At 61.3% G+C, this 12,894-nt stretch carries 11 protein-coding genes and 1 tRNA gene; 3 read left to right on the forward strand and 9 right to left on the reverse strand.

Going from position 1 to position 12,894, the window contains the following annotated elements; all coding sequences use genetic code 11:
• Positions 1–174: 174 nt before the first annotated feature.
• From pheT to DFR34_RS04635, 7 genes are all read right to left on the reverse strand, one after another.
• Positions 175–2,532, reverse strand: a complete 2,358-nt coding sequence (gene pheT, locus DFR34_RS04605) for a phenylalanine--tRNA ligase subunit beta (RefSeq protein ID WP_110389993.1) — start codon at positions 2,530–2,532, stop codon at positions 175–177.
• Between the two features lie 19 nt (positions 2,533–2,551).
• Entirely contained in the window at positions 2,552–3,475 is a 924-nt protein-coding gene (gene pheS, locus DFR34_RS04610; RefSeq protein WP_245906814.1) for a phenylalanine--tRNA ligase subunit alpha, read from the reverse strand.
• 266 nt (positions 3,476–3,741) lie between these two features.
• A complete protein-coding gene (gene rplT / locus DFR34_RS04615; RefSeq protein ID WP_110389995.1) occupies positions 3,742–4,101 on the reverse strand; it encodes a 50S ribosomal protein L20 in 360 nt (119 codons plus the stop codon).
• A gap of 10 nt (positions 4,102–4,111) precedes the next feature.
• Positions 4,112–4,309, reverse strand: a complete 198-nt coding sequence (gene rpmI, locus DFR34_RS04620) for a 50S ribosomal protein L35 (protein WP_110389996.1) — start codon at positions 4,307–4,309, stop codon at positions 4,112–4,114.
• A gap of 167 nt (positions 4,310–4,476) precedes the next feature.
• The gene (gene infC / locus DFR34_RS04625; RefSeq protein ID WP_110389997.1) at positions 4,477–4,995 is read right to left on the reverse strand and encodes a translation initiation factor IF-3; all 519 of its coding nucleotides are present in this window, start codon (positions 4,993–4,995) and stop codon (positions 4,477–4,479) included.
• A gap of 45 nt (positions 4,996–5,040) precedes the next feature.
• The gene (thrS, locus tag DFR34_RS04630; protein WP_110389998.1) at positions 5,041–6,945 is read right to left on the reverse strand and encodes a threonine--tRNA ligase; all 1,905 of its coding nucleotides are present in this window, start codon (positions 6,943–6,945) and stop codon (positions 5,041–5,043) included.
• Between the two features lie 206 nt (positions 6,946–7,151).
• Positions 7,152–7,228 (reverse strand) — tRNA-Val (locus DFR34_RS04635).
• 117 nt (positions 7,229–7,345) lie between these two features.
• Here DFR34_RS04635 and tgt point away from each other — a divergent pair.
• The gene (tgt, locus tag DFR34_RS04640) at positions 7,346–8,461 is read left to right on the forward strand and encodes a tRNA guanosine(34) transglycosylase Tgt (RefSeq protein ID WP_110390102.1); all 1,116 of its coding nucleotides are present in this window, start codon (positions 7,346–7,348) and stop codon (positions 8,459–8,461) included.
• A 60-nt stretch (positions 8,462–8,521) separates the two neighbouring features.
• Here tgt and DFR34_RS04645 read toward each other — a convergent pair whose 3' ends face one another.
• Together DFR34_RS04645 and DFR34_RS04650 are read right to left on the reverse strand one after the other, a co-directional pair.
• Positions 8,522–9,730, reverse strand: coding sequence for a DUF1615 domain-containing protein (locus DFR34_RS04645; RefSeq protein WP_110389999.1), 1,209 nt, complete (start codon positions 9,728–9,730; stop codon positions 8,522–8,524).
• Between the two features lie 84 nt (positions 9,731–9,814).
• Positions 9,815–10,951 (reverse strand): ISAs1 family transposase, encoded by a 1,137-nt coding sequence (locus DFR34_RS04650; RefSeq protein WP_110390000.1) that lies wholly within the window; start codon positions 10,949–10,951, stop codon positions 9,815–9,817.
• 286 nt (positions 10,952–11,237) lie between these two features.
• Here DFR34_RS04650 and DFR34_RS04655 point away from each other — a divergent pair, with 286 nt between their 5' ends.
• Together DFR34_RS04655 and DFR34_RS04660 are read left to right on the forward strand one after the other, a co-directional pair.
• Positions 11,238–12,008, forward strand: a complete 771-nt coding sequence (locus tag DFR34_RS04655) for a calcium-binding protein (RefSeq protein WP_110390001.1) — start codon at positions 11,238–11,240, stop codon at positions 12,006–12,008.
• A gap of 509 nt (positions 12,009–12,517) precedes the next feature.
• Complete coding sequence (locus tag DFR34_RS04660; protein WP_211309292.1) at positions 12,518–12,829, forward strand: hypothetical protein; 312 nt, start codon at positions 12,518–12,520, stop codon at positions 12,827–12,829.
• Positions 12,830–12,894: the final 65 nt, after the last annotated feature.

Genomic DNA, 12,894 nt, shown 5'->3' on the forward strand with positions numbered 1-12,894 from the left:
TAACGCCGGCCACGCGCCATCAAAAGCCCCACGCAACAGATGGGGACATTGGGCATGTGCCGGGTGTGGCGACAGTCAAATCATGGTTGGCGCCTGCCCAGGCAGGCGCGGAAAAACAAGCTGCTGCCGGCCCAATAGCCGGCAGCAGCTTTGCATTACACAAGGTGGGAAGGCTTACAGGCGCAGATGGGCGCCATGCTGGGCGGCGCAGGCCACCACCGCCTGCACCACCGGCTCGACGTCAGCGTCGGTCAGCGTTTTCGCAGTATCCTGCATTAACACCTTGAAAGCAAGGCTCTTTTTTCCTTCTTCCAGGCCTTTGCCGCGATAGACGTCAAAGAGACCAATGCCCGTCACCGCCGGCAGGTTCAGCGCCTCAAACGCCGCCAGCAGCGCGCCGGCCTCGACGCTTTCGTCCACCACAAAGGCAAAGTCACGGCGCACCGGCTGCAAGCGCGACACCGGCTGGGCGGCCACCGGCTGGCGGGCCAGCAGGGCGGCAAAATCCAGCTCAAACAGCACCGGCGCGGCCGGCAGGTCGTATTTTTGCACCCACTGCGGATGCAATTCGCCCAGCACGCCAATCACCACGCCGTCCAGCAGCACGTCGGCCGTACGGCCCGGATGCAGCGCCGGGTGGCTGGCCTTGCGGAACTCCGCCACACGCGGGGCCAGCAGCGCCTCCACATCGGCCTTGACGTCGTAAAAGTCCACGCGCTCGCTCTTGGCGCCCCATTGCTCGGGCAGGCGGCCGCCGTAGGCCAGGCCGGCCACGCGCTCGGGCTGCTCGACCGTCTCGCCGCGCTTGAGGAACACGCGGGCGATTTCAAACAGGCGCACGCGCGCTTGCTTGCGGTTGAGGTTGCTGACCAGGGTGTCCACCAGACCGCCAAACAGGGTGGAGCGCATCACGCTCATCTGGCTGGCAATCGGGTTGATCAGCTTGATCGGCGCGGCGTTGGCGGCAAAGTCCTGTTCCCAGGTGCTGTCCACAAAAGCGTAGCTGACGATTTCCTGATAGTCGCGGGCGGCCACGCGACGGCGCAGTTCGCCGCGCGGGGTCAGCGTTTCTGGCTGGGCCAGCATGCGCGCGCGCGCTTGCGGGGCGTCGGACGGAATATTGTCGTAGCCGTGCAGGCGGGCGACTTCTTCGATCAGGTCTTCTTCGATGGCGATGTCAAAGCGGAAGCTGGGCGGCGTCACCAAAAAGCCTTCGCCGTCGGCCTGGGCGACAAAACCCAGGCGGGCGAACATGGCGGCCATGTCATCCGCGCTCAGCTGCAAGCCCAGCACCTGGTTGACGCGCGCCACGCGCACCTTGACCGGCGCGCGCGCCGGCAGCTGGCCCACGGCCTCGGTCACCGGGCCGGCCTGGCCGCCGCAGATGTCCAGAATCAGCGCGGTGGCGCGCTCCATGGCTTCGGCTTGCAGGGTGAAGTCCACGCCGCGCTCGTAGCGGAACGAGGCGTCGGAGGAGAAACCCAGCCGGCGGGCGCGCCCGGCAATCGCTTCCGGGGCAAAGTAGGCGGATTCCAGAAACACATCCTGGGTGCTGTCGCTGACTTCGCTATTGGCGCCGCCCATCACCCCGGCCAGGGCAACGGCTTTGTGCTCGTCAGCAATCACCAGCATATCGGCGTCCAGCGCCTGTTCCTTGCCGTTGAGCAGGGTCAGCGTTTCGCCCTGCTCGGCCATGCGCACCACGATGCCGCCTTGCAGGCGGGCCAGATCAAAGGCGTGCAGCGGCTGGCCTTGTTCCAGCAGGATGTAATTGGTGACATCGACAATGGCGGAAATCGAGCGCAGGCCGGCGCGGGCCAGGCGGGTTTTCATCCAGTCCGGCGTCGGCGCGGCCTGGTTGACGCCGCGAATCACCCGACCCAGATAACGGCCGCAGGCGGCGTCAGCGCGCAGGGTGACGGCGCGGCGCTCGTCCAGCGTCACCGCCACGGCCGGCAGCGCTGGCGCAGTCAGCGGCGCGCCGGTCAGCGCGGCCACTTCGCGGGCGATGCCGCGCATGCCCAGGCAGTCGGCGCGGTTGGGGGTGATTTTCAGCTCGATGCTGTGGTCGTCCAGATCCAGATAATCGCGGATCGAGGCGCCCACCGGCGCATCGGCCGGCAGCAGCAACAGGCCGTCCACCTCATCAGGCACGCCCAGCTCTTTGCCGGAACACAGCATGCCGTTGGACGGCACGCCGCGCATCTTGGTCGGCTTGATCTTGAAGTCGCCCGGCAGCACGGCGCCCGGCAGCGCGCACGGCACTTTCACGCCCTCGGCGACATTAGGCGCGCCACAGACGATTTGCACCAGCTCGCCCGTGCCCACGTCCACTTCGGTGACGCGCAGACGGTCGGCATTTTCGTGCTTGCGCACGGTTTTGACTTCAGCAATCACCACGCCAGAAAACGCCGGCGCAGCGGGCTCGCAGCTTTCCACTTCCAGCCCGGCCATGGTCAGCAGGTAGTTCAGTTGTTCGGTGGACAAGCCGGGGTTCACCCAGCTTTTCAGCCAGTTTTCAGAGAATTTCATCGGTGAGCCTCGCCTGCGGTCAGTTGAATTGCTTGAGGAAGTTCAGGTCGTTCTCAAAAAAGAGACGCAGGTCGTTGACGCCATAGCGCAGCATGGCGAAGCGATCCAGACCAATGCCGAAGGCAAAGCCGGTGTAGCGTTCCGGGTCGATATTGACGTTTTTCAGCACATTGGGGTGCACCATGCCGCAGCCGCCCACTTCCAGCCAGCCGCGCTCGCCCAGCACGTCGATTTCTGCCGACGGTTCGGTAAACGGGAAGAACGACGGGCGGAAACGCACTTGCAGGTCGTCGCGCTCGAAAAAGCGGCGCAAAAAGTCGGTCAGCGTGGCTTTCAGGTCGGCAAAGCTGACGCGCTCGTCCACCCACAGACCTTCCATCTGGTGGAACATCGGCGAATGGGTGGCGTCGGAATCCACGCGATACACCCGACCCGGCGCGATGATCTTGATCGGCGGCGGGTTGTTGAGCATGTAGCGGATCTGGATCGGCGAGGTGTGCGTGCGCAGCACGTCGCCGCCTTCCACGTAGAAGGTGTCTTGCATGGCGCGCGCCGGGTGGTTGGCCGGAATATTCAGCGCCTGAAAATTATGAAAATCCGATTCGATTTCCGGGCCGTCGGCCACGTCAAAGCCCAGCGAATGAAACAGCCCGGCAATGCGCTCCAGCGTCAGCGTCACCGGGTGCAGGCCACCCACGGCGGCGCCACGGCCGGGCAGGGTGACGTCCAGCGATTCAGCGGCCAGTTGGGCGGCCAGTTTTTCGGCGGCCAGCGCGTCGCGGCGGGCGTTGAAGGCGGCTTCAAACGCCTGCTTGGTTTCGTTGATGGCGGCGCCAGCGGTTTTGCGCTCTTCAGGCGGCAGCTTGCCCAGCTGCTTGAGCAGCTCGGTCAGCTCGCCGGATTTGCCAAGGTAGCGGGCCTTGACCTGTTCGAGCCCGACCATGTCGGTCACGTCGGCCAAGGCTGCCTGGGCCGTGGCAAGAATCGTTGCGAGTTGGGTCATGATTGCGGTCTTTGGGTGAATGCGGTCGGTTCAGTCGGTTTACCACGCCCGACGCGGGCCAGGACATGGCATGGCGGCATCGGGCGTGGTGAACGGGCTGAGCGCGTGGTCAGGCGGCGCGCCGCACGCCAGGTTTTGTGCGCAGCATAAAAACCCGGGTGATAAAAAAAGGGAGGCTCGGGGCCTCCCTTTTTCAACGCACTTGCTTAAGCGGCGAGGCTGGCCTTGGCTTGCTCGACGATTTTGGCGAATGCCGGCTTGTCGAACACTGCCAGATCGGCCAACACCTTGCGGTCGATCTCGATGGCAGCCTTCTTCACGCCGTTCATGAACTTGCTGTAGGACAGACCCAGTTCACGCGCGGCGGCGTTGATACGGGCGATCCACAGGGTGCGGAACTGGCGTTTGCGTTGACGACGGTCACGGTAAGCGTATTGACCGGCCTTCATCACCGCCTGTTTGGCGATCCGGTATACGTTTTTGCGACGACCGCGATAGCCTTTGGCAAGCGCGAGGATTTTCTTGTGACGGGCACGGGCGGTAACGCCACGTTTGACGCGAGGCATAGTTTACTCCTTAAGCGTAGGGCAGCATTGCACGAACAGCAGCCATATTGGTGCTGTGGACCATCACGGTGCCGCGCAGTTGGCGCTTGGTCTTGGTGGTCTTCTTGGTGAGGATGTGGCGCTTGAATGCCATCGAGCGCTTAACACCACCGTTGCCCAACACTTTCAGACGCTTTTTTGCGCCCGACTTGCTTTTCATCTTAGGCATGGATTGCTCCTGCTGATTTGTTAGATTTGGCGAGAGGTGACAGCAGGAAACCCCACTGTGCTTTGAGAACCGCAACGCCACGCTTTTGTGCGAAGCCGCTTGCACGGTTTCGCAAAAATCAACACGGCAGGTCACCCTGCCGTGCCGATGAACTGCATATGATAGCCTTATTTCTTCTTGGGGCCAATCATCATGACCATCTGCCGGCCTTCGAGCTTGGGAAACTGCTCGACGGCGCCGACTTCGATCAGATCCGCCTCGACGCGCTTGAGCAGCGCCAGGCCGATGTCCTGGTGGGCCATTTCGCGCCCACGGAAGCGCAGGGTGATCTTGGCCTTGTCGCCATCCGTCAGGAAGCGGATCAGGTTGCGCAGCTTGACGTTGTAGTCACCGTCATCCGTGCCGGGGCGGAATTTGACTTCCTTGACCTGAATTTGCTTTTGCTTCAGTTTGGCTTCGTGTTTTTTCTTGCTTTCCTGGTACTTGAACTTGCCGTAGTCCATCAGCTTGCACACCGGCGGCTGCGCGGTGGGTGCGATTTCGACCAGATCAAGTTCGGCTTCCTCGGCGCGCTCCAGCGCGTCGCGCAGGGTAACGATGCCGAGTTGTTCGCCTTCACTGCCTACCAGCCGGATTTCACGTGCGGTGATTTCACCGTTGATCCGGGGTTCTTTTTCCTGAGCTATAGCAAATTCTCCTAATTACAAAAATGTCATGCGCCGTGGCCAGTTTCAGGCCAAGGTTTCGGACTTGATCCGTTCGATAAACTGGGAAAGCGTCAACTGGCCAAGATCCTCGCCAGTCCGCGTGCGCACGGCAACCAGACCGCCTGCTTTCTCTTTGTCGCCAATGATAATCTGGTACGGCAATTTTTGCAGGCTATGCTCGCGGATTTTATAGCCAATTTTCTCATTTCTCAAGTCGGCTTCAACACGAACGCCTGCGGCGCGCAATTGTGCCACCACATCGCGGGCATAATCGCACTGCGCTTCGGTGATGGTCATCACCACCGCCTGCTGCGGCGCCAGCCAGGTCGGGAAGGCGCCGGCGTAGTGTTCGATCAGGATGCCGGTAAAGCGCTCCAGCGAACCAAACAGCGCGCGGTGCAGCATCACCGGACGTTTGCGGCTATTGTCTTCGGCCACATAGCTGATGTCGAAACGCTCGGGCAGGTTCATGTCCACCTGCAAGGTGCCGCACTGCCAGTCGCGGCCCAGTGTGTCGCGCAGCACGAACTCCAGCTTGGGGCCGTAGAAGGCGCCTTCGCCCGGAAACAGCTCGTAAGGCATGTTCATCGATTCCAGCGCCGACGACAGCGCGCCTTCCAGCTTATCCCAGATTTCGTCCGAACCGATACGGTTTTCCGGGCGGGTGGAGAGCTTGATGCGGACATTGTCAAAGCCAAAGTCTTTGTAAATGTCCAGAATCAGCGCCACCACATCACGGCATTCCTGCTCCATTTGCGCTTCGGTGCAGAAGATATGCGCGTCGTCCTGGGTAAAGTGGCGCACACGCAACAAACCATGCAGCGCGCCGGACGGCTCGTAGCGGTGCACCTTGCCGAATTCGGCCATGCGCATCGGCAGGTCACGGTAGCTGTGCAGGCCGTGGGCGTACATCGACACCGCGCCCGGACAGTTCATCGGCTTGAGGGCGAACACGCGTTCGTCTTCGGTTTGCGTGGTGAACATGTTTTCGCGGTAGTTGAACCAGTGGCCGGAGGTTTCCCACAGACCACGGTCCATCACGTCCGGCGTGTTCACTTCCACATAACCGGCTTGTTCCTGACGCTGGCGCATGTAGTTGATCAGGCTCTGGAACAAACGCCAGCCCTTGGGGTGCCAGAACACCGAGCCCGGCGCTTCGTCCTGCATATGGAACAGATCCAGCTGCTGACCCAGCTTGCGATGGTCGCGCTTTTCTGCTTCTTCCAGCATGTGCAGGTAGGCTTCCAGCTCTTCTTTTTTCATGAAAGCCGTGCCGTACACGCGTTGCAGCATTTCGTTCTTGCTGTTGCCGCGCCAGTAAGCGCCGGCCAGCTTCATCAGCTTGAACACCTTGATTTTGCCGGTGGACGGCACGTGCGGGCCGCGACAGAGGTCGGTGAAGTCACCCTGACGGTACAGGCTGAGCACTTCGCCCGCCGGGATGGATTCGATGATCTCGGCCTTGTAGGCTTCGCCAATCGACTTGAAGTAAGCAATGGCTTCATCGCGCGGCAGCTCGTAGCGCTCGACCGGAATATCCGCCTTGGCCAGCTCGGCCATTTTCTTTTCGATGGCGGCCAGATCGTCCGGGGTGAACGGGCGCTTGTAGCTGAAATCGTAGTAAAAGCCGTTTTCGATGGTCGGGCCGATGGTCACTTGCGCATCGGGGAACAGCGTCTTGACCGCGTGCGCCAGCAAGTGGGCGCTGGAGTGGCGAATGATGTCCAGGCCGTCGGCGTCGCGTTCGGTGACAATCACCAGGTCGGCGTTGTGTTCAATCAGATGGCTGGCGTCCACCAGCTTGCCGTCCACTTTGCCGGCCAGGGTGGCGCGGGCCAGGCCGGCGCCAATCGAGGCGGCCACGCCTGCCACGGTGACCGGCTGTTCAAAGGAGCGGATGGAACCATCGGGCAATCGAATGTCAGGCATGTCTGTTCTCCGGGCTGTATCAGCCAGCCTCGTTTACGGGGCGGCTGAGGATGAGGCAAAACGAACGGGCAAAAAAAAAGTGCGGCAAGAGCCGCACTTTTTTGGTGTTTACGCAGTAATTCGCAATAACTTTCCGAGGCTCAAGCGAGGGTGCTGATGCCGGTAGTAGTAGTTCGGAAAGCCATGGGATTACTCCGCAATAATATTGGTAGGCACGATTGGACTCGAACCAACGACCCCCACCATGTCAAGGTGGTGCTCTAACCAGCTGAGCTACGTGCCTGTCGTTACCAGGAGCTGCGCATTGTATAGATGGACTTTCACTTGTGCAAGCATTTTTTTCAAAATTCTTCATGCGCTATACTAGCCATCTGATTTTTCTGGAAACTTGACCGACACCATGTTGCAGTTCACCTTACATTCCACCAGCGCCGGCGCCCGTCGCGGTACGCTGACCCTCAACCACGGCCAGATCGAAACGCCGACGTTCATGCCGGTGGGCACGTATGGCTCGGTCAAGGCGATGAGTCCGCTGGAGCTGAACGAAATCGGCGCCCAGATTATCCTGGGCAACACCTTTCACCTGTGGCTGCGCCCGGGGCTGGACGTCATCCGCCAGTTTGGCGGCCTGCACCAGTTTATTGGCTGGGACAAACCCATCCTCACCGACTCGGGCGGCTTTCAGGTGTTCAGCCTGGGTGATTTGCGCAAAATCACCGAAGAAGGCGTGACCTTCCAAAGCCCAATCAACGGCGACAAGCTGTTTCTGTCGCCGGAGAAGTCCATGGAAATCCAGCATGTGCTGAATTCCGACATCGTGATGATCTTTGACGAATGCACGCCCTACCCGGCCGACGAAAAAACCGCCGCTGACTCGATGCGCATGAGCCTGCGCTGGGCCGAGCGCAGCCGCAAGGCGTTTGACGATCTGCACAACCCGAATGCGCTGTTTGGCATCGTGCAGGGCAGCATGTACCCGGCGCTGCGCGAAGAATCGCTGCGCGAGCTGATGGCCATCGGCTTTGACGGCATCGCCATTGGCGGTTTGTCGGTGGGCGAGCCCAAGCACGAGATGCAGCGCATGCTGCAAGTGATGCAGCCAATGCTGCCGGCCGAGAAGCCGCACTATCTGATGGGCGTGGGCACCCCGGAAGACCTGGTGTACGGCGTGGCGCACGGCATCGACATGTTCGACTGCGTGATGCCCACCCGCAACGCCCGCAATGGCTGGATTTTCACCCGCTTTGGCGATGTGAAGATCAAAAACGCCAAATACCGCAGCGATACCCGTCCGCTGGACGAAACCTGCGGCTGCTACGCCTGCCGAAATTTCAGCCGCGCCTACCTGCACCACCTGCACCGCGCCGGCGAAATCCTGGGCGCGCGCTTGAACACCATCCACAACCTGTATTACTACCAGCAGCTGATGGCCGATATGCGCGCCGCCATCGAGGCCGACCGCTTTAATGACTTTGTCGCGCAATTCCACGCCGACCGCCAGCGCGGCGTGGATTGACCGCCACGCCAGCGTGCTGCCTCACTGCGCCAGCCCTGCGCACAGTGAGGCAGCCGCGCATCAACGCGCCTCGCGCGCCAGACACGCCTTGTAACGGCCATCCACCCGGTCGGCAAACCATTCAGTGGTCAGCTTGCGGGTGATTTTCGGGCTGACCAGCTGGATTTGCGGCATCACCGCCCGCGCGGCATGGCCGCCGGCCAGGGCAAACACCTTCTGATACAGCGCGCTCTGACTGAAGGCTGGGGTTTTCTCCAGCCGCAGATCCCGGCTCACCTCAGCCCGACTCATGCCCAAGCGCCCCTCCAGCCGTTCCAGCGCCAGTTGCGTGCTGCTGGTGCTGCTGCTGGGTGCGCCATCGCGATAAATCAGCAAATCCCCATCCAGCGACAACTTCATGCCCGATAACCGCGACACAGCAGCCTGAAACGCGGCATTGCGGCTGCTGTAGCGCCCGGCATTGAAATCAGCAAAGCGGTAGCGCATATCTGGGTAATCCGCAGGGAAATCCAGCAAATTGGCAATGCCGAAATACAGCCCGCCGCGCCGGCTGAACACCTCATCACGCCAGCTGCCCTTGCGCGGATAAGGGTAGCCCTTGGCGCGCACATGTTCTTCGGCAAACTCCACACTGACCTGCATCGGCCCGCCAGTGCGGATCGGGTTTTTCATATTGACCGGCAAGCCCAGCCGGCGCGCGTCGGCCACCATGTCTTCAAACAGGGCGTTCATTTCTTTTTCGGTGCGCAGCCGGTCGATACGCGAGGTGTAACTCTCGCCGGTGGCCGAAGGCTTGAGGAAGGCCACCTTCAACGCCGCCACCGGAATCACCCCGCCGGCTTTTTCGGCGATTTTCTTCCACACCATCTCACCCAAGCCCGGCACCACCGGATCGGCCTGCCAGGTGGATTCCTGCTCGATCACCGCCATGGCAGCGCACAGCAAATCGGCCCGATACGGCAGATGCAAGCCAGTAAACGCCCCGACAATCTCCTGCGACCAGCCCGCCTTGTCGCGCACACTGGCCGGCAGCAACTTGTTTTGTACCAGGGCACGGGCAGCGGCTTCATTGGGATAGGCGGGAAATGGCGGCACCGGCGCCGGCGGGCTGACCGGCTGCGACACCACTGGCCCGGTTGGCGTGGTGATCGGGGTGGGAGGCATGCTGGGCACGCTGGGGGTAACAACAGGAGTGGTTTGCTGGGGTGCCGTGGCGCAGGCACCGAGCAGGGCCGCCAGCGTCGCGGCGGCAAACAGAGAAGGTTTCATCACAAGCTTTGTACCAGCCAATATACACGGCCGATATTGTAGCAAAGCCCGGCTTTGGCCACCGCCCAGGGCAATCGCATGAATTCAAACAGGACGAAGTCCGAAGAGCTGCTCACGGTATTCGTCAGAAGTCGCCGCAATCAACCGACGCACTTTGATGCCCCCCTTGCGTGGGATCGGGTCAAGGCGGATCAGATTCAGCGTGATGTGCTTGAGGACGGCAAGATTATGCGCCGCATGACCGGTGCGGGCGCGCATCTGGTCATCTCCGAAGGCCACGTCCATGCACCAGTGCAGGCGATTCTCCACTGACCAGTGTGATCGGATCGCGTCCGCCAGGCGCTGGGCATCCGCTGCCAGGCTGGTGATGTAGTAACGTTGCTCGCAGGTGGTCTTGCCCTTGGTTGTGCGTTCAGCATCAATCACGACGAAGGCCTTCAAATCGGGCCATTGCCTGGGGTTGTGCAGGCAGTCCAGTTGATCGAAGACGTAGCAGCGACGATGCTCGATGCGGCCGTGATCCTTCTCGATCTGCTCGTAAAAGCTGTGCGGCGTGCGTTCTGCTGACGTGGCCTGGAACTGTGCAAAGAAGTCCCGCATTGAATCGGCGAGCGTGGGATGGTTGTTTTTGACCGCCAGCACATAGTCAGCCTTCTTGTCGCGAATGGCCTGGGCGATGTTGGCCTGCGTGCCCATTGCGTCAATGGTCATGATGCAGTTTTCAAGCGCGAGCGTGTGCAGCAATGCCGGAATGGCGGTTTTCTCATTGGATTTTTTGGCGGTCGCTGTTTGGCCCATCACCAGCCCGGCGCCAGCGGCAAAGGCGCTGACCAGATGTAGGGCGGTGGCGTCGATCTTGCCCGAGCGTCGGCTGGTCTTGCCATCAATCGCCACCACGTTCTGCTGGCCCAGCGCTGGCAGCACGCTGCGAACCCAACGCTGGAATGCCGACTCGAATTCTGTGGGGTCGATCAGCCCAAACAATCGCCCGAAGGTGTCATGAGACGGAATGCCATGCTCAAGCTTGAGGTAGCGGCGAAACCACTCAAGCTTTTCGTTCGCCCAGGCTTCGATTTCGACGAAGGTGTCAGCGCCGGCCAGCACGTCATTGACCGCCACCACGAGCACTTCGACCAGATCGTGTCGCGTCTTGCGGGCTTGGCGAGGATCGGTGATGGAGACAAACACATCCGATAGCCGCAATTTGCTTTCTGTCTCCATAAATCACCCCGAAAAAGTGGGAAGCTACACAAGTCGGGGATGGGTGAACAGCCAGGGGGGCGGTCTACGGGGTTTTTAGCGTATTGGCATTCGTGCGATTGCCCTGGGCCACCGCCACCACACCGCGACGACGATAACTTGAGCGGTTTTGCACTGTGCTAACGCAGGTTTACCGAGTTTTACGATGTCATGGGCTGACGGGTGGCAATGGGATTCGTATCATTTATCTCATCACGCAACAGTCATGAAGGCAGCGAGAACTGCCTGATTTTTCAGGAGGATCATCATGGGACACGGACACGGCGGCAAGGGCGATGCAGGCGGCAAAGGCGCAGCGGCGATCTTGACACCCGTGGCGCTGACAACCGGCGCCGACAGTGTGGGCACCAGCGGCAATGATTGGATTACCGCCACGGCAGCCACGCTGAATAGTGGTGACAGTCTGGTCGGCGGTGATGGATTCGACACCATCAGCCTGAGCGGCAGCGGCATCTTCAATTTCAGCACCCTGGCCAGCTTTTCCGGCTTTGAGCGCATTCAAGGCGGCAGCGCGGACCAGACGATTATTCTCAAGGACGGCCTGAGCCTGACCGTAGACCTGGGCAGCGGCCATAACACCCTCACCGCTGCCAGCGGCAACACCCTGGTGGTCACCCACGGCGGCACCGACACCATCACGGGTGGCAGCGGCAGCCTGACCGTGCGCGCCGAAGCGGGTGTGTCCACCATTATCGCCGGCAGCGGCGGCAGCCATGTTGATGTCGGCTATGGCACGGTCAACCTCACCGCTGGCAGCGGCGTGGACGTCATCGACATCGGGCACGGCAGCGGCCAGGCCACCGTCAGCGGCTTTGCCCAGGGCACCGACAAAATCGACGTGCACGAGCTGCATGTGTCCAGCTATGCCGAACTGCAAGCCGTGGCGTCGATCACCAGCAGCGGCGGCAATACCACCATCACGGTAACGGGTGGCGACACCATCACCCTGGTGGGGGTGAGCTCGGTGACAGAAAGCGATTTTGTGTTCAGCAGCACCAGCAGTGCCATGCACCGCTAACAAAACTCAGCGAAGCGATCCTGGCCAGGCGTGTGACCGCAGACAGTACAAATCGTACGACAAGGTCACACAACAACGCCTGGGGGGGCTCTAAGCGCGGCTCACAAACGCCTCCTGGCGCGCTTGCCCGACAGCCGTACTGTGTGCGGCCGCACGCCCCGGCAGGATGGGCCGGTACAACACGCAGCAAAGCGCTGCTGGCCAAGCATGTGGTCGCAACAGTACCGCCAGGCAAAAGCATGTTATGCGCAGCGCTACGGCGAGAGCCGCGCGCCAAGCCCATCCCCCCGTGGTTTTGGCGAGCGTTTCTCCGCGTTTCTCAATGGTGTTGATGAGTTTGGGCGACGGCTACCCCCGTCGCCATTTTTTTGGCATCTCGCTCCAAATCCACTACGCTGAAGCGAAGGGCGGCCGCACGCAGCCGCCTGATTTCCCATCATCACCCTGCCCGCCCACGCGGCAAGACGGGCAGGGGGCAAGCTTGGTTGCCGCGTTGAAGGAGTCATGTCATGCAGCACAAACCCATTCTGATTCTGTGGCCTTCGTTTCTGATTGCGCTGGTGATGACCACCGCGTTCTTCTCGGTATTCGACCCGATGGAACTCACCCTGCACGGCCAGGCGCTGTTCATCAGCCCGCTGGCCGGTTATACCGCCTTCTTTTTTGCCTCCTGGGCCTTGTGTGCGCTGGTCAGCGCGCTGACGCTGTACTTGCAGCACAGCAGCGCCGAAATCAACGGCTTTGCCCCACCCGCCATCGTCGATGACGGCAACCCCGACGACCCAGACGCCCGCCTGCGCGCCTCGCTGGATGGGCGTTAAGAACGGCTAACAGCACAGCCCTACGCGGTGCGCGGCCGCAGACAGTACAAGTAGCACAGCCTGCG

The organism is Rivihabitans pingtungensis (assembly GCF_003201855.1).
Taxonomy (GTDB): Bacteria; Pseudomonadota; Gammaproteobacteria; order Burkholderiales; family Aquaspirillaceae; genus Rivihabitans; species Rivihabitans pingtungensis.